The organism is Azospirillum sp. (assembly GCF_035628975.1).
GTDB lineage: Bacteria > Pseudomonadota > Alphaproteobacteria > Azospirillales > Azospirillaceae > Azospirillum.
On the sequence record NZ_DASPIS010000055.1, the window covers coordinates 1 to 16446 of the forward strand.

15 protein-coding genes and 1 pseudogene are annotated in these 16446 nt (G+C 67.5%); 5 read left to right on the forward strand and 11 right to left on the reverse strand.

All coding sequences use genetic code 11. The annotated features are described in order from the left end of the window. The 5 genes and pseudogenes from VD964_RS12525 to oxlT (VD964_RS12545) form a co-directional block, all read right to left on the reverse strand. A pseudogene (locus VD964_RS12525) lies at window positions 1-612 on the reverse strand (NAD(P)(+) transhydrogenase (Re/Si-specific) subunit alpha); the annotation flags it as partial. Between the two features lie 218 nt (window positions 613-830). Beyond that, window positions 831-1304: a CBS domain-containing protein gene (locus tag VD964_RS12530; protein WP_324868920.1), complete on the reverse strand. Its 474-nt coding sequence runs from the start codon at window positions 1302-1304 to the stop codon at window positions 831-833. Between the two features lie 85 nt (window positions 1305-1389). Then, on the reverse strand, window positions 1390-2415 hold the full coding sequence (locus tag VD964_RS12535) for a 2-dehydropantoate 2-reductase (RefSeq protein ID WP_324868921.1): 1026 nt from the start codon (window positions 2413-2415) through the stop codon (window positions 1390-1392). Between the two features lie 227 nt (window positions 2416-2642). Then, window positions 2643-3386 carry a sulfite exporter TauE/SafE family protein gene (locus tag VD964_RS12540; protein WP_324868922.1) on the reverse strand — a complete coding sequence of 248 codons (744 nt, stop codon included), beginning with the start codon at window positions 3384-3386 and terminating at the stop codon, window positions 2643-2645. A gap of 266 nt (window positions 3387-3652) precedes the next feature. Further along, window positions 3653-4957: an oxalate/formate MFS antiporter gene (gene oxlT / locus VD964_RS12545; protein ID WP_324868923.1), complete on the reverse strand. Its 1305-nt coding sequence runs from the start codon at window positions 4955-4957 to the stop codon at window positions 3653-3655. Between the two features lie 526 nt (window positions 4958-5483). On the opposite strand from oxlT (VD964_RS12545), the gene VD964_RS12550 reads away from it, so the two are divergent. Further along, window positions 5484-5927, forward strand: a complete 444-nt coding sequence (locus VD964_RS12550; RefSeq protein ID WP_324868924.1) for a GNAT family N-acetyltransferase — start codon at window positions 5484-5486, stop codon at window positions 5925-5927. 85 nt (window positions 5928-6012) lie between these two features. On the opposite strand, the gene VD964_RS12555 is transcribed toward VD964_RS12550, so the two are convergent. After that, window positions 6013-6234 (reverse strand): hypothetical protein, encoded by a 222-nt coding sequence (locus tag VD964_RS12555; RefSeq protein WP_324868925.1) that lies wholly within the window; start codon window positions 6232-6234, stop codon window positions 6013-6015. Window positions 6235-6605: 371 nt separating this feature from the next. On the opposite strand from VD964_RS12555, the gene VD964_RS12560 reads away from it, so the two are divergent. Both VD964_RS12560 and VD964_RS12565 read left to right on the forward strand, forming a co-directional pair. Further along, complete coding sequence (locus VD964_RS12560) at window positions 6606-7061, forward strand: CBS domain-containing protein (protein WP_324868926.1); 456 nt, start codon at window positions 6606-6608, stop codon at window positions 7059-7061. Window positions 7062-7134: 73 nt separating this feature from the next. Continuing rightward, a complete protein-coding gene (locus VD964_RS12565; protein WP_324868927.1) occupies window positions 7135-8064 on the forward strand; it encodes a histone deacetylase family protein in 930 nt (309 codons plus the stop codon). Between the two features lie 145 nt (window positions 8065-8209). Here VD964_RS12565 and VD964_RS12570 read toward each other — a convergent pair whose 3' ends face one another. The 3 genes from VD964_RS12570 to VD964_RS12580 all read right to left on the reverse strand — a co-directional run bounded on the left by VD964_RS12570 (window position 8210) and on the right by VD964_RS12580 (window position 11448). Next, window positions 8210-9910 carry a pyruvate, phosphate dikinase gene (locus tag VD964_RS12570; protein WP_324868928.1) on the reverse strand — a complete coding sequence of 567 codons (1701 nt, stop codon included), beginning with the start codon at window positions 9908-9910 and terminating at the stop codon, window positions 8210-8212. 8 nt (window positions 9911-9918) lie between these two features. Continuing rightward, window positions 9919-10494 carry an NAD(P)-binding domain-containing protein gene (locus VD964_RS12575; RefSeq protein ID WP_324868929.1) on the reverse strand — a complete coding sequence of 192 codons (576 nt, stop codon included), beginning with the start codon at window positions 10492-10494 and terminating at the stop codon, window positions 9919-9921. Between the two features lie 144 nt (window positions 10495-10638). Then, window positions 10639-11448 carry an NUDIX hydrolase gene (locus VD964_RS12580; protein ID WP_324868930.1) on the reverse strand — a complete coding sequence of 270 codons (810 nt, stop codon included), beginning with the start codon at window positions 11446-11448 and terminating at the stop codon, window positions 10639-10641. A gap of 200 nt (window positions 11449-11648) precedes the next feature. Here VD964_RS12580 and pyk point away from each other — a divergent pair, with 200 nt between their 5' ends. Continuing rightward, window positions 11649-13115 carry a pyruvate kinase gene (gene pyk, locus VD964_RS12585; RefSeq protein WP_324868931.1) on the forward strand — a complete coding sequence of 489 codons (1467 nt, stop codon included), beginning with the start codon at window positions 11649-11651 and terminating at the stop codon, window positions 13113-13115. A gap of 159 nt (window positions 13116-13274) precedes the next feature. Here pyk and VD964_RS12590 read toward each other — a convergent pair whose 3' ends face one another. Beyond that, window positions 13275-13964: a GntR family transcriptional regulator gene (locus VD964_RS12590; protein ID WP_014188034.1), complete on the reverse strand. Its 690-nt coding sequence runs from the start codon at window positions 13962-13964 to the stop codon at window positions 13275-13277. A gap of 162 nt (window positions 13965-14126) precedes the next feature. Then, on the reverse strand, window positions 14127-14771 hold the full coding sequence (locus VD964_RS12595; protein WP_324868932.1) for a thiamine phosphate synthase: 645 nt from the start codon (window positions 14769-14771) through the stop codon (window positions 14127-14129). 352 nt (window positions 14772-15123) lie between these two features. On the opposite strand from VD964_RS12595, the gene oxlT (VD964_RS12600) reads away from it, so the two are divergent. Further along, complete coding sequence (oxlT, locus tag VD964_RS12600; protein ID WP_324868933.1) at window positions 15124-16431, forward strand: oxalate/formate MFS antiporter; 1308 nt, start codon at window positions 15124-15126, stop codon at window positions 16429-16431. The last annotated feature ends 15 nt before the right edge of the window (window positions 16432-16446 follow it).

Genomic DNA, 16446 nt, shown 5'->3' on the forward strand with positions numbered 1-16446 from the left:
AACGTCGGTGGCCGAAACGATGGCGCCGAGGCGCTTGGCGGTGGCGATGGCCTGCAGGCCGGCGACGCCGACGCCCATGATGAAGGCACGCGCCGGCGGAACGGTGCCGGCGGCGGTCATCATCATCGGGAAGGCGCGGCCGTATTCCGAGGCGGCATCGACGACGGCCTTGTAGCCGGCGAGGTTGGCCTGGGAGGACAGCACGTCCATGACCTGGGCGCGGGTGATGCGCGGCATGAACTCCATGGCGAAGGCGTTCACGCCGGCATCGGCGTAGGCCTTCACATGGTCGCGGCTGTTGTAGGGGTTGAGGATGGCGAACAGCAGCGTGCCCCGGCGCATCAGCGCCAGTTCGTCCACGTCCCCTTCCGCGGCGATCAGCGGACGCTGCACCTTCAGCACGATGTCGGCATCAGCCAGCGCGGACGCGGCATCGGCGGCGATGGCGGCCCCCGCCGCCTCATAGGCCGCGTCGGGAAGGCTGGAACCGAAACCGGCCCCGCTCTCCACCACCACGTCCAGTCCGAGGGTTTTGAATTTCTTGACTGTTTCGGGAGACGCGGCGACGCGGCGCTCGCCCGGGCGGCGCTCCCTGGGTATGGCGATCTTCATGTCGTTTGCTTTCGAAGGCCAGCGCCGGCAGCAGGCATGGGACAGCAGAAAAGGGGCGGCGGGCATGGTCCGCCCACATGGGTCTGCTCACATGGGCCCACCCGCATCCGGTTCATGGCCGGGCGTGCGCCGAAGCGGCAAAAATCAGGAATGGGCAATGTCAGGCGGGCGAAGCCGCGCGGCCGACGACGAAACCTCGCCGGCCACGCACGCACCGCTTACTGGTTGGCGACGACCGGAAAGTCCCAGCCGTCCGAACCGGCAACTGCGACCGGCGCGATGTCGTCGGCCCGCATGTCTTCCAACTGCCGGCGGATCAGGTCGCGGACGCTGACGACGCCGACCAGGGTCGATCCCTCCAGCACCGGGACATGGCGGATGCCGTGCTCGTCCATCAGGCTCAGCACGTGGCGCACCGGGTCGGACGGGCTGCAGCAATAGGGATCGCGCGTCATCAGCGCCGACACCGCCAGTTCCAGGATGCCGGGCCCGCGGTCGACCAGCGCGCGGACCACGTCGCGTTCGGAAATGACGCCGACCACCGTGTTGCCCTCGGTCCGGCAGACGTCCTTGACCACCAGCGCGCCGGTGTTCTCCGCCTTCATCAGGCGCAGCGCGGTGGCGACCGTCTCGTTGATGCGCACCATGCCGATGCGCGTGCCCTTCTTGCGGAGAATGTCCTCGACCTTCATGACGGTCCTCCCCATTCCATGCGGCCGGCCCGGTCCATCGGGATCGCGCCGGCCGCGCCACCTGCGTTGCTCAGCGGGGCCCTGCTTACTGGGCCGCCACCACTTCCGGTGCCGTAGCCGCAGCGGTCCGCGGCCGGCTGTAGCAGCCGGCGGTTTCGCCCCGCTGCTTCACCAGGGCCAGCACCACGTCGATGGTCGGGGTGGCCACGCCGACCATGCGGCCCATCTCCTGGACGACCGACAGCAGCGGGTCGATCTCCATCGGCCGGCCACGCTCCAGATCCTGCAGCATGGAGGTCTTGTGCGCGCCAACCGCGGCGGCGCCGTTGATGCGGCGCTCCACATCGACGCGGAAATGGACGCCCAACCTGTCGCCGATCTCCTTGGCCTCCAGCATCATCGCCTTGGCGACGGCGCGGGTTTCGGCATCGCCGCAAATGACCTCCAGCGTGCCGTGGGTCAGCGCACTGATCGGGTTGAAGCACAGGTTGCCCCACAGCTTCAGCCAGATCTCGTCGCGGATGCGGTCGAGCACGGGGGCGCGCAGGCCGCCGGCCTCCATCGCCTGGGACAGGGCGACGACGCGATCGGACTTCGACCCGTCGGGCTCACCGAGAGAGAACTTGTCGCCATAGACATGCTGGATGACGCCGGGCTCCACCACTTCGGTCGCGGGATAGACGACGCAGCCGATGGCGCGCTCCGGCCCCAGACCGTTCCATTGTACCGAACCGGGGTCGACCGTCTCCAGCGTACGGCCGTCGAAGGCACCGCCGGTGCCGTAGAAATACCAATAGGGGATGCCGTTGACGGCGGTGACAACGGCGGTGTCCTCACCGAGCAGCGGTTGCATCGCGGGGACGACGCCGGGAACGGAATGGGCCTTCAGCGCGATGATGACGTAGTCCTGCGGGCCGAGTTCGGCCGGGTTGTCGGTGCAGCGGGGGTGGACGACGGTCTTCTCCTCACCCATCAGCAGGGTGACGCCGTTCTCGCGCATCGCCGCCAGATGCGCACCGCGCGCCACCAGACTGACTTCGGCACCCGCCTGGTGCAGGCGAACGCCGAGATAGCCGCCGATGGCCCCGGATCCGTAGATGCAGATCTTCATGCCGGATTCCCCTCTCCCCCGATTTCGCTTTTTGAATGCTGTGGGGCTGGACGACGCCAGCCTGCCCACACCGGCCGCATCCATCGGCTGACCGGTTGCTATTGCAGCGGCATCCAACAGTCTGTCGCGCAAACTGTGCTTGGAGTTTGGTATACCACATACCGTATGTCAATGCGGAATGTGGGGGGACTGGCGAGAATACGGCACCTGCTTTTTCCCCAACCGGATCAGGCTCCCTTCGCAAAGAAGTACAGGGTCAGCGCCGTTCCGATGAGGACGACCAGTGTCTTCAGAATCTTCGGATCGACCCGTTTCGCCCCCATGGCGCCGGCATAGCCGCCGGCAACCGCCGCCACTGCCATCGCCGTGGTCTCGGGCCAGGAAACCGCCCCGGCGACGATGAAGGCGCCGACCGCCGCCGCATTCATCAACATCGCCAGCAACAGCCGCAGCCCGTTCATGGCGTGGATGTCGCGCAGCCCGAACAGGGTCAGCGCCGCCAGCATCAGAAAGCCGATGCCCCCGCCGAAATAGCCGCCATAAACCGAGATGACGAACTGCACGACCAGCACGCTCCGCCCACCCAGCCGCAGCCGGGACACGATCCACGGCGCATAGGCCCCCACGGCGAAAACGGCGGTCGCGAACAGCAGCAGCCAGGGCACGAAGCGCGCGAACACCGCATTCGGCGTCAGCAGAAGCAGCAAGGCCCCAATCAGCCCGCCGACAAGGCTGAGGACGGCGAAGACCGGGACATTCACCTGGCCGCCGGCCGCGATCTCGCGCCGGTAGGCCCAGCTGCTGGCCGCCTGCCCCGGAAACAGCGCCACGGTGCTGGACGCGTTGGCGGCCACCGGCGGCACGCCGGCAAACAGCAGGGCGGGAAACGTGATGAAGGCTCCACCCCCGGCAATGGCGTTCAGCGCGCCCGACGCGAAGGCTGCCAGCATCAGGACGACAAGACTCAGCATGATCGCCCCCCTTTCGATCCATGTTGACGACACTTAACGTATTCTGTATACAGAATATCAGCCTTTGAAGCGGGCTTCTGCCGGGATGCGGGATCTCCGATGCGGTTCATGCGAACCCGCTCCCGGAACGCAACAAACCGACACCGGAGCCAATGCGGTGGCTCCGATGCCGGCTTGTTTCGCAGCCGGTTTTCACTCCGGCGGTCAGACGACCTCTAAACCCTGTCGCGGCCGGCCCCCCGGTCGGCCGCGACAGTCTCCGCCTTTCAGTCGGCGCCCTCGGTCACCAGCTTGCCCATCGGCTGACGGGTGTCCTCGGCGATCTGACGGGCGCGCATCGGCTTCAGGACGAACAGGGCCATGAAGGCGGCGATGGCGTTGACCGCGGCGGCGAAGAAGAACACCGTCTGCCAGCTGCCGGTGGAAGCGACGATCACGTTGGCGAAGGGAACCACCAGCGATGCCGTGCCCTTGGCGGTGTAAAGCAGGCCGGCATTGGTCGTCGCGAACTTCGACCCGAAGCTGTCGGCGCAGCAGGACGGGAACAGGCTGTAGATCTCGCCCCAGGCGAAGAAAACCAGACCGGTCAGGATGACGAAAGCGACCGGGTTGTGACCCCACTGGTTCAGCGCCAGGATGCCGACGGCCTCGATGGCGAAGGCGACGAACATGGTGTTTTCACGGCCGATATGGTCGGACACCCAGCCGAAGAAGGGACGGGTCACGCCGTTCAGCACGCGGTCGATGGTGAGCGCGAAGGTCAGCGCCGGCAGGGTCAGGCCCATGATGCTGACCGGCATGCCGTCGAGGTGGAAGTCCTTGGCGATCGGGCCGAGCTGGGCCGTTGCCATCAGACCGCCGGCGGCGACCATCACGAACATCAGGTACATCACCCAGAAGACCGGCGACTTCAGCGTCTCCTGCGGTGTGTAGTTGCGGCGGCTCTGCACGATGTTGGACTTGGTCTTCGGCAGCATGTCGGGATTCGGCTCCCTCAGGAACCACGCCAGCGCGAAGACGATCAGGCCCTGTCCCAGACCGAACACCAGGAAGGTCTGCTCGAAGCCCGAGGTCTGGATCATGTTGGCGATCGGCACGACGGTGAGAGCCGAGCCGGCGCCGAAGCCGGCCGCGGTCAGGCCGGCGGCGAGGCCGCGGCGGTCGGGGAACCACTTCAGGGCGTTGCCGACGCAGGTGCCATAGACGCCGCCGGCGCCGATGCCGCCGACGGCCGCACCGAGATAGAGCAGCGCCAGCGAGTCGGCGAACGAGTTGATGACCCAGGCCAGCGCGCACAGCACGCCGCCGATCAGAACGACGATGCGGGGTCCAAATTTATCAACGAACCAGCCTTCGACGGGGACCAGCCAAGTTTCGGTCACGACGAAGATGGTGAAGGCGACCTGGATGGCGGCACGACCCCAGTGATACTTTTCTTCGATGGGGTTGACGAACAGCGTCCAGCCATATTGCAGGTTGGCGATCATCGACATGCAGATCACGCCAATGACCAACTGCATCCAGCGGCCGCCGAGCGGTGCGCCCTGCGCCTCCGAATTCGTATGTTGCATCTATCTATCTCCTCCTAGGAAGCGGTTTTGTGCCGGTTCGGGCGTCGCTTCTGTTTTGATGCTTGAGCGTCTTGTTTGATGCTTAAGAGGTTTGACGCGGTTCTTTGCTGTCGGTGGTCGTGCGGCGAGGATGCGGCCTCGGGGCACTCCACGGTTTTGTGGGGGGCGGTTTTTTGCCCCCCGCCAGACCGATGCGGTCCTGGGTTCGGTCTGGAATTATCAATATGGTATACCAGATGCCGAGCAGCAGACAAGTAGTCAGTGGGGCTGACCAACTGTTTCGATGCCCCGCATTTGAGACGGCTGGTATGCGGGTTCGACATACTGATTTTCCGTTATGCGGAAAGCGACACCACGCGCCTTTGGGCGGCGGGTGCTGTGGCATATGGTATGCCAGCGTCGGGGGCGGACGAGCCCTTAAAGGAACCGATCGGCCGCTCTCAGAGCCTAGTCTCAGGGATCGTTCCCAGGGGCCGACGCTCGGGCCCTTCCCGGCAGAACCCATATTGATAAGGAGTCGACCGCCATGGACCAGCAGCAGAACATCGAGATCGTCGTGGCGCGGGACGATGCCGATATCGCCGCCAGCTACCCGATCATGAAGGAGCTGCGGACCCACATGACCGACCCCGAGGCCTACCGCGCACAGATCCGCCGACAGATGGACGACGGCTACAACCTCGCCCTGCTGCGGCTCGACGGTGAGATCGCCGGCTGCGGCGGCTTCCGCGTGCACGAGACGCTGTCGCGCGGCCGCTACATGTATGTCGAGGATCTGGTGACCAGCGCCGCCAAGCGGTCCTACGGGCTGGGCGACAAGCTGTTCGACTGGCTGGCCAACGAGGCGCGGGAACGCGGCTGCGCCCAGATGGAAATTATCTCCGGCATTCAGCGCGGCGAGGCCCACCGCTTCTATCACCGCAAGCGTATGACCATCAAAAGCTTCCAGCTGGTGCTGCCGCTCGCCTGAGACTGCGGAGGCACACAAACAAAAAGACGGCCTGCGGAGGCCGTCTTTTCGTGTTGCCGCTGTGGCGGATGAAGGAACGCGTCGCTCAGAAGGCGCGCGGGAAGCTGGCCCAGGCCGGACCCGGCGGCAGTTCGTCTTCCTGCTCCTTCAGGTCGGCCTCGGTCGGGTTGGCAAGCCGAAGCGGCGCCGCGGAGAAATCGCGCTGCGACTTGCCGGCATTGGCGACCTGCATCGACAGGATGTAATGGACCGTGCCGCCGAAGACGGACAGCACAAGCGCCAGAACCAGGATTTCCAACATGTTCATCGCTCCAGTGTCTCGGTGGGGTGCTTTTTTATCGTACGGCTTCGGCTTGGCCGGACTGTTATGACGCGCCGCAAAAACCGGATCAAGTTTTTTGGTATACAAGGTACATGATACCGGTCATGCGCATATCGCATGCGTACATCCATTTGCATGCGTAACAAACATACCGCATATCCAGCATTTTCTCTCTGGTGCCTTCGTACAATGGATCCAACAGCTTATGCCTGAATGGGCTCCGTGGGCACTGATCGGCTGACGAAATTGTTTGATTGGCGTACTGTATTTGGCATACCATATTCATAGCGTGGTGCCGAACCCAGCGCCCCGCCGCCCCATCAGCCGTTCAGCCGCCAGCCGTCAGGAGCCACGCCATGAACGTCGAACATATCCTGCGCACCAAGGAATCCCGCGTCGTCGCCGTGCGGACCAGCGCCACGGTCGCCGATGCCATCAGCCTGATGAAGGCGGAGAACATCAGCGCCCTGGTCGTCAAGGACGTCTGCCGGACCGAAGGCAACACGCTGGCCGGCGTCCTGTCGGAACGCGACATCGTCCACGCCCTGCTGGACCGGGGTGCGCCGCTGCTGTCCATGCCGGTGTCGCAGTTGATGACCCGCCAGCCGGTAACCTGCGCCCCGTCCGACAGCGTCCGGCAAGCCCTGCAGTTGATGGAGAAGCACCATATCCGGCACCTTCCGGTGCTGGAGGACGGCCATCTGGTCGGCGTCGTCAGCGCCCGCGACTTCACCCGCCTGCAGTTGCAAGAGCTGGAAGGCACGGTCGCCGCGACGCCGGAGCCGCCGGCAGGCACCACCTACGCCCACTGATCCACGCCCCCGAACCCGGCGCCGCCGGCCCATCCGAGGCCGGCGGCGCCTTTCCCATGGGAGAGGCCGCCCCGTGACCACCCTGATCTTCACCCATCACGATTGCTTCGCCCACGACACCGGCCCAGGCCATCCGGAGGCTCCGGACCGGCTGGCCGTCGTGTGGCAGGTCCTCGACAGGCCGGATTTCCGCGAGCTGGAGCGCCGGTCCGCCCCCGAAGCCGATGTGGAACAGCTGTCGCGCGTCCATGACCGCCAATATGTCGAGGCGGTTCTGGCGGCGGTGCCCGACGACGGATATCGGCGGCTGGACGGCGACACGCTGCTGTCGCCGGGGTCGCGCGGGGCGATCCTGCGCGCGGCGGGATCGGTGTGCGCCGCGGTCGATGCGGTGCTGGCCGGCGAGGCGACGAACGCCTTCTGTGCCGTGCGCCCCTGCGGCCACCACGCCGAACCGGCCCGCGCCATGGGGTTCTGCGTCTTCAACAACATCGCGGTGGGGGCGGAGCATGCCCGCAAGACCCATGGACTGGCGCGCGTCGCCGTTGTCGATTTCGACGTCCATCACGGCAACGGCACCCAGGCGATGTTCGCCGACGATCCCGACCTGTTCTTCGCCTCCACCCACCAGTCGCCGCTCTATCCCGGCACCGGCAATTCCTGGGAACGCGGAGTGGACGGCAACATCCTGAACCTGCCGCTGGAGCCCTACAGCGGTTCCGTCGAGTTCCGCCAGGCGGTGGAGCGCGCGATCCTGCCGGCGCTGGAGGCCTTCCAACCCGAACTGCTGCTGATCTCGGCCGGCTTCGACGCGCACAAGCGCGACCCGCTGGCCCAGCTCGGTCTTACCGACGAGGATTTCGAGTGGGTGACCCGCAAGCTGGTCGATCTCGCCGACCGGGTCTGCGGCGGACGCGTCGTCTCGGCGCTGGAAGGCGGCTATGACGCGACCGGTCTGGCGGAAGGCTGTGCTGCGCATCTGAAGGCGTTGATGCGAGCCTAAGGAATGCCTCGTTAGGCAGGGGCGGCAAACTTGCCCCCAATCATGAGGCCTTCGCATTTGCGGCCACGATGCTGCTGAAGCCCCGCAAGGGGAGAAGGGCTTGCAGAATGGAACGTCGCTTCTCCGATGTCGAAGGCGATTCCCCTCAATCCGCCGCGAACCCCACCCCGCAGTTCCGCGCCCACTCCAGCAGGCGCGCGACGGCGCCATCCGGTTCCGGCCGCTGCAAGGAGGCCGTTCCCAGAACCACCGCCCCGTTGCTGCCGTCGATGGTCAGCAGATCGCCGGTGCGGACCGTCACCTCGCCAACCCGCATCACCCCCGCCTCGACATCGATCCGCAGGGCGCGCGCTCCGCAGACGCAGGGACGACCCATGCCGCGGGCAACGGTGGCGGCGTGGCTGGTGAAGCCGCCGCGCGCGGTGACGACACCGGCGGCGGCCTGCATGCCGTGGATGTCCTCCGGCGAGGTTTCCGGCCGGCACAGCACCACCGGTGCGCCGCCGCGGGCCATGCGAATGGCGTCCTCGGTCGTGAAGGCGGCACGGCCGGTCACCGCACCGGGCGAGGCCGGCAGTCCCATGGCAAGCGCGCCGGCAAGCGCCTCGGGCGCCAGGGTGGGGCGCAGCAGCTCGTCCAGCGCCTGGGGATCGACGCGGCGCACCGCCTCGTCCCGGCTGATGATCCCCTCCTCCGCCATGTCGACGGCGATGCGCACGGCGGCTTCCGACGAACGCTTGCCGCTGCGGGACTGCAGGATGAACAGGCGTCCGGATTCGACCGTGAATTCGATGTCCTGCATGTCGCCGAAGGCGCGCTCCAACTGCTCCGCCACCGCGCACAGCTCGGCGAAGACCGGGGGCTGCCGGCGCTCCATCGACCGCTCCGGATGCGGCTGGGCGGCGCTGAGCGGATCGGGATCGCGGGTGCCGGACACCACGTCTTCCCCTTGGGCATTGGCCAGGAATTCGCCGCACAGGCCGGGGGCGCCGGTGGAGGGATCGCGGGTGAACAGCACGCCGGTGCCCGAGTCCTGCCCGCGGTTGCCGAACACCATCGCCTGCACCGTCACCGCCGTGCCCATATCCTCCGGGATGTCATGCAGGACGCGGAAGGCGACCGCCCGCGGATTCATCCAGGAGCGGAAAACCGCCGCCACGGCCATGCGCAGCTGTTCCGCCGGGTCCTGCGGGAAAGGCCGGCCGCAACGCGTCTCCACCAGTTGCAGGAAGCGCGGCAGCAGGCTCTGCCAGTCCTCCGCCGTCAGGTCGCCGTCGCGCTGAAGCCCGCGCTCCTCCTTGAGTTCCTCCAGCAGGTCCTCGAAACGATGGCCGGGAACGCCCATGACGACGCAGCCGAAGGACTGCACCAGCCGCCGATAGCAGTCATGGGCGAAGCGCGCATCCCCCGACGACGCCGTCAGCCCCGCCACCGTGTGGTCGTTGAGCCCCAGGTTCAGGATGCTGTCCATCATGCCGGGCATCGACACCGCCGCGCCCGAGCGGACCGACAGCAGAAGCGGCCGCCCGGCATCGCCGAAGCGCCCGCCGGCCCGGTCCTCCAGCGAAGCGATCGCCTCGTCGATGCTCGCGCACAGGGTGGCGGGCAGCGGATCCCCGGCGGTCAGCCCCTGCCCGGCCTCCGCCGCGATGACGAAGCCCGGCGGTACCGGAATGCCGAGCCCGGCCATCTCTACCAGCCGCGCGCCCTTGTTGCCAAGGCGATCCACGTCCGCCTTTCGGGAGAGCCCGGCACCGAACGGGACGATCACCTCCGGCCGGGTCGGGCGGTGCGGCACGCCGATGGCCGAGGCGGGAAGGCGGGTGGGGGTGATATCGGACATCATGGCTGTGGTCATCCCGCGCTCAACGCACAATCGGCCTCGTCGAAGGCCATCAGGCGCAGCAACCGGTGCAGCCCATCCGGGTCGTCGCCGATCCAGCCAGCGGTCCGGCCAGCGCTCCGCGCCAGACGAGCCCGCTGCCCGGTTCCCGGACCACCGGCCCGCTCGACTGTGGAGGTAAACACCCGCAGCAGCGATTCCGCCCACGCGCAGGCCGCATCGCTGCCGCCAAGGTCGATTCTGTACCCCTGTGCGCCCGTGCCGACCGGCGCATCGACCAGTTGCCCGCCCAAATCCGCGATGCGGGCGGCGTTGGACGCAGCCCGTTCCGGCGACAGGGAGGACAGGTCGATCAGCAGCCCGCCGTTGGGCATGGCGGCGGCAAGGCCGTCATCGGCGAACAGCGCCCTTTCCACGGCGCGGGCATCGGGCAGCAGCATCATGACGACGTCGCAGCGTTCGGCGAAGGCACGGAGCGGTCCGCAGGCGTGAGCGTTGGAATGGTGATGGAGCCGGTGCCCCACCTCCCGCAGCCTGTCCATGATCGCATCGGCCACCTCCCCACCCCCGATGAACCCGATATCCATTCCGCGATCCTCCCGCTCCCGCCCCCTGCTGCCGTTGTTGGACGGCGGGGCGTCAGAGGAGAGCTTCGTTGCGCGCTTCGCATCGCACAACAGCACCATCGCGCAATTTTCACATCGCGGAAACCCGTCTGGGCTTACCTATTCTTACCCGAGCCTAACATGTTCGGCCGATGTCTCCAGTGGCAAAAAGCCGCATGCCGCCGGAATCCGCCAGACCGGCCCGGCCGCCGCCTCAACCAAACATGGCAGGATCGGTGGCGGCAATTCCTCACCAGCCGCCGCACCGTCCTTCGCACAGGCCATCGCCGCCGCCATGTCGGCACAGCCCGCCAGCCGCAGCAGGGTCATCCGCGTGGCGTAGACCAGCCGCCGGCGCCCGGCCTCCTCCTCCTCCAGCAGGCGGCGCGGGGTGGCCCACAGCGCGCCGACCGCCTCGCCACCGTCGCAGAGCGGCTCCTGTCCCGACGGCGCCGGAGCCAGGAAGAACAGGGTGTCGAAACGGCGTGGGAGACCAACAGGCGTCACCCAGCGCGCCAGCGGCACCAAGCGTTCCAGCGCCGGGGCCAGACCGGCCCGCGCCAGCACCGGCCCGAACCCCTCCCCTGCCGCCATCGCCGCGCGCAGGCCCGCAAGTGCCGCTGCTTCCGGCGGGTCGCGGGACAGCAGAACCCCGCATTCCTCCACGCATTCCCTCACCGCGGCGACGCGGTGGGCCAGATCGGCGGACAGGTCGGCACCCGGCCACCGGTCGCGCCGCCAATGGTCATGCCAGGATGGATCATGGTCCGCCGCCTCCAGCCGGCCGCCGGGGAACACGGTGGCGCCGGGGGCGAAGCGCAGGCCGGCGTGACGCTCGATCGCCAGCAGTTCCAGGCCTTCCGGCCCGTCGCGCAGCAGGATCAGTGTGGCGGCGGGATGGGGCGGAACGGGGGTATCGGGGACGGTATCGGACATGCCCCAGTGTCGCCGACCGCCCCTTCACCTGTCCATGCGCAGCGGGCAGAACCACTCTCACGATGCGGAATACAAGGCCGGCGGGGTTTGACCGTCCGGCCTATCCCTTCCAGCATCCTGCCACCACCGCCATTCAGCGCACCATCATTCGCCAGTCCCGCCCCTCCGCGTCGAGGGCCGGGCGGAGGAAGGCTGTCGTCATGCCGTTTCACCGCAGCACCAAGATCGTCGCCACGCTGGGTCCCGCCAGCTCGTCGGAAAGCCAGATCACCGCCCTGGCCCAGGCCGGCGTGAACGTCTTCCGCCTGAACGCCAGCCACGGCACCCAGGCCGAACATGCCGAGCGCTACGCCCGCATCCGCGCCGCCGAGGAGCGGCTGGGCCGGCCGATCGGCGTGCTGCTCGACCTCCAGGGGCCGAAGCTGCGGGTCGGAACCTTCGGCTTCGGGCCGGTGGACCTCGCCATCGGCGACCGCTTCCGCCTGGATCTCGACCGCCGGCCGGGCGACAGCCGCCGCGTCTGCCTGCCCCATGCGGAGGTGTTCGCCAGCCTGCAGCCGGGACTGGACCTGCTGCTGAACGACGGGCGCATCCGGCTCCGCGTTCTGGACTGCGGCCCCGACTTCGCGGAGACGGAGGTGGTGGCCGGCGGCGCCCTGTCCGACCGCAAGGGCGTCAATGTGCCGGGTGCCGCGCTGGCGCTCAGCGCCCTGTCGGAGAAGGACCGCAGCGACCTCGCCTTCGGGCTGGAACTGGGGGTGGACTGGATCGGCCTCAGCTTCGTGCAGCGGCCGGAAGACATCCTGGAGGCGCGCGAGCTGATCGGCAACCGCGCCCATGTGATGACCAAGATCGAGAAGCCGGCGGCATTGCCGACGCTGGACCGCATCATCGAGCTGTCCGACGCGGTGATGGTGGCCCGCGGCGACCTTGGCGTGGAGTTGCCGCCGGAAGACGTGCCGGGACTTCAGAAGCAGATGATCCGCCTCAGCCGCGCAATGGGCAAGCCGGTGATCGTCGCCACGCAGATGCTGGAATCGATGGTATCGGAACCCACCCCGACCCGCGCCGAGGCGTCGGACGTCGCCAACGCCGTCTATGACGGGGCGGATGCGGTGATGCTGTCTGCCGAATCGGCCTCCGGCCGCTATCCGGTGGAGGCGGTGCAGATGATGGAGCGCATCGTCCGCCGGGTGGAGGGCGACCCGCTCTACCGCCGCATCATGGATGCCGACCACCCGAGCCCGGAGGCGACCGCCGCCGACGCGCTGACCGCCGCGGCACGGCAGGTGGCGGAGACCATCAGCGCCGCCGCCATCATCACCTACACCACCACCGGATCGACCACGCTGCGCGCCTCCCGCGAACGGCCCAGCGTGCCGATCCTCGGCCTCAGTTCCAAGCGGGAGACCGCGCGGCGGCTGTCGCTGGCCTGGGGCGTCCATGCGGTGCTGACCGACGACGTGGCGAATTTCTCGGAGATGGTCGGCCGTGCGCTGACCGCCGCGGCCGAGACCGGCATCGGCCAACCGGGCCAGTCGCTGGTGGTGACGGCCGGCGTTCCGTTCGGCACTCCGGGCAAGACCAACGCCCTGCGCGTGGTGACCATCGGCGGGGAGGATGCGCCCAAGGTGGAGGCGGCGCAGAGGGAGGTGGTCACGGCGTGATGCAAGGCGTCGGCAGTCGGGGCCCCCTCCCTAACCCTCCCCCGCGTTGCGGGAGAGGGGACTGCCGCCGCTCTGCCGCAAGGCACCCTCTCCCGCGCAGCGGGGGAGGGCTGGGGAGGGGGCAATCAGAGGCGAAGACTCAGAATATGTCGACCACCCTCACTCCAGAAAATCGCAGTGCTTCTGCACATGCGCGGCCAGACCCATGGTGTGCTCGCGCACCAGCCGTTCGGCGAGGTCGGCGTTGCGTTCCTCCAGGGCCTTGATGATGGCGCGGTGGTCGTGGATCGACCGCTCGGCCCGGTCCTCCTGGCCGATGGTCAGCTTGCGGATCGCCCGCATGTGGATGAACAGGTTGTCGGTGACGTCCTGGATCAGCTTCGACCCGCTCAGCTGGATGATGCTCTTGTGGAAGGCGATGTTGGCGTCGGAATATTCGCTGACATGGTCCTTCGGGCTGCGCTGCTCGAAGCTGCCGAACAGGTCCCACAGCTTGTGGATCTCCGCCGCCGGGGCGTGCTCCGCGGCCATGCGCGCGGCCATGCTTTCCAGCGCGGCCCAGACCTGGATCATCTCGATGATCTCGGTCTTGGTCTTGCGCACCACGAAGATGCCGCGGCGCGGCTGCAGGCGGATGAAGCCCTCCTGCTCCAGCAGGGTCAGCGCCTCGCGGATCGGGGTACGGCTGACGCCGAGCTTGTCGCTGAGCTGCCGTTCGTCCAGCCGGATCTCGCGGTCGTGGTCGTAGATGTCCATCTCCGTGATCGCCTGCTTCAGCGCGTGATAGACCTGACTGCGGAAGGTCGTTCCGGTGTCGAGGGGCTGAACGTTGAGAGCGGGAACGGTCATGAAATGGATGTCCTTATGTCTCGCCGGGTATTGCGGCGCGCCCGGTCAGGCTCCGGCTGGTCAGGCGCGGGCTCTGGTCCTTTGGTCTTTTCGTATCCTACATACCAGATGCTTGCAAGGCGCTGAAATGTCCAGGGGCACGCGGCGGAAAGCCGTCTGAATTCAACCGCGGGACGGTGGCGCGGATCCGTCCCTCGACGCCGCCGCAAACAGCGGACCCAGCGCTTGCGGATCACGCATCGCCAGCCCCATCACCGCCACCCCGGCAGCGCCGGCCGCAAGGCAGTCCGCCACCGCCTGCGCCCCGTCGATACCGCCCAGCGCGACCACAGGCACGCCCCGCCCCGCCCATCGGCGCAACCCCGGGGTGCCCAGGCACGGCCCATAGCCCGGCTTGCTGGCCGAGGGGAAGATCGGCGACAGGGTGAGGTAATCGACCTGCCCGCGCACCCGTTCGATCAGATCGGCGCCATCCGAGTCGTGGCCCGACAGCCCGATCAATGCCGCCGGTCCCAGCAGGGCACGTGCCGCCGCCGGATCGGAACCCGCCGGCAGATGCACCCCGTCCACCCCCGCTTCCACCGCCAGCGCCGGGTCGCCGTGCAGGGTGACCCTGCCCCCCCAGGGCCGGGCGCGCCCAAGCAGCGCACGGGCCAGAGCCAGACGTTCCACATCGGGCAAGTCCTTGTCGCGCAAGGACAGCCAGCGCACGCCGGACGCGAAGAGCCGATCGGCCAGTTCCGGCAGCGGCAGGGACGAGAGGTGCCTGTCGGTGATCACCAGCAGCGGCGGCACGGGCACGATCATAGGTCCAATCCCCCTCCAATTCGGCCGAGCATGATCACAGGGCGTAGTCCCTTCGGCCATATACTGGATCCAAACCTTTCCAGTCCGCGGAAATTCAACGGAATTCGTTGGACAAAAAGCGGATCGCCGCAGCGCGGCAAAATGCTTTGTATTGACACTGTTCGTCAAACTGATGATCGTTAAGGCGGGCATGGGGCATTTGGCATGCCAGCAACCATAAGTTGGTCCCGAACCGCCCCGTCCCATGGCCTTTTTCCGGACCAGACACCAAAAGCGCACGGCAAAGCCACGAAAAAGCAAATGGTCCGGACGTCCGAACAGAACTTGTCGGGTGGAAACGGGGAGGAAGGACATGGTGCGTGAGACGCACGGCAACACCGCTCAGGCCGCGCCCTGGGGCGGGCGCTGGATGCAGCTGGCCATCGGCATCGTCTGCATGTCGATGATCGCCAACCTGCAATATGGCTGGACCCTGTTCGTCGAGCCGATCGACGACAAGCATGGCTGGGGTCGCACCGCGATCCAGGTGGCATTCACCATCTTCATCGTCACCGAAACCTGGCTGGTGCCGGTGGAGGGGTGGTTCGTCGACAGATTCGGTCCACGCATCGTCGTGCTGGTCGGCGGCGTGCTGTGCGCCCTGTCCTGGGCGCTGAACGCTGTGGCGGATTCGCTGACGCTGCTCTACCTCGCCGCGGTGATCGGCGGCATCGGCGCCGGCGGGGTCTATGGCACCTGCGTCGGCAACGCCCTGAAATGGTTTCCCGACCGCCGCGGCCTTGCCGCCGGTCTGACCGCCGCCGGCTTCGGTGCCGGCTCCGCCCTCACCGTGGTGCCGATCGCCACCATGATCGAGACCTCCGGCTTCGAGCAGACCTTCCTGGTGTTCGGGCTGGGCCAAGGGCTGGTGATCCTGGTGCTGGCCTGGTTTCTGGCCGACCCGCCGAAGATGGGCTACGGCCGCTCCACGGCGACCGCCGCAGCCGAGCGCCGGCACTTCACCCCGCAGGAGATGCTGCGCACCCCTGTCTTCTGGATCATGTACGCCATGTTCACCATGGTCGCCGCCGGCGGACTGATGGTGACGGCGCAGCTCGGCCCCATCGCCGCCGACATGGGGCTGGTCGACGCGCCGGTCAGCATCCTGGGCCTGACCCTGCCGGCCCTGACCTTCGCCCTGTCTATCGACCGTGTGATGAACGGCATCACGCGGCCTTTCTTCGGCTGGGTGTCCGACCATATCGGTCGCGAGAACACGATGTTCATCGCCTTCGCCATCGAAGCGGCGGGCGTGATGGCGCTCAGCGCCTATGGGGCCGACCCGCTGGCCTTCGTCATCCTGACCGGTCTGGTGTTCTTCGCCTGGGGCGAGATCTTCAGCCTGTTCCCGGCCTGCTGCGGCGACACCTTCGGCTCGCGCTTCGCCGCCACCAATGCTGGGCTTCTCTACACAGCCAAGGGCACGGCGGCGCTTCTGGTCCCCATCGGCAACCTGATGGTCGAGGCGACCGGCAGTTGGCAGACGGTGTTCTACAGCGTCGCCATCGTCAACGCGCTGGCCGCCTTCCTCGCCCTGTTCGTCCTGAAACCGCGGCGCGCCCGCTACATCGCCGCCGCCACCGGCACTGCACCGCGCCTGACCACCCGGATGGCCGACTGACAGCCGCAAGAGGAT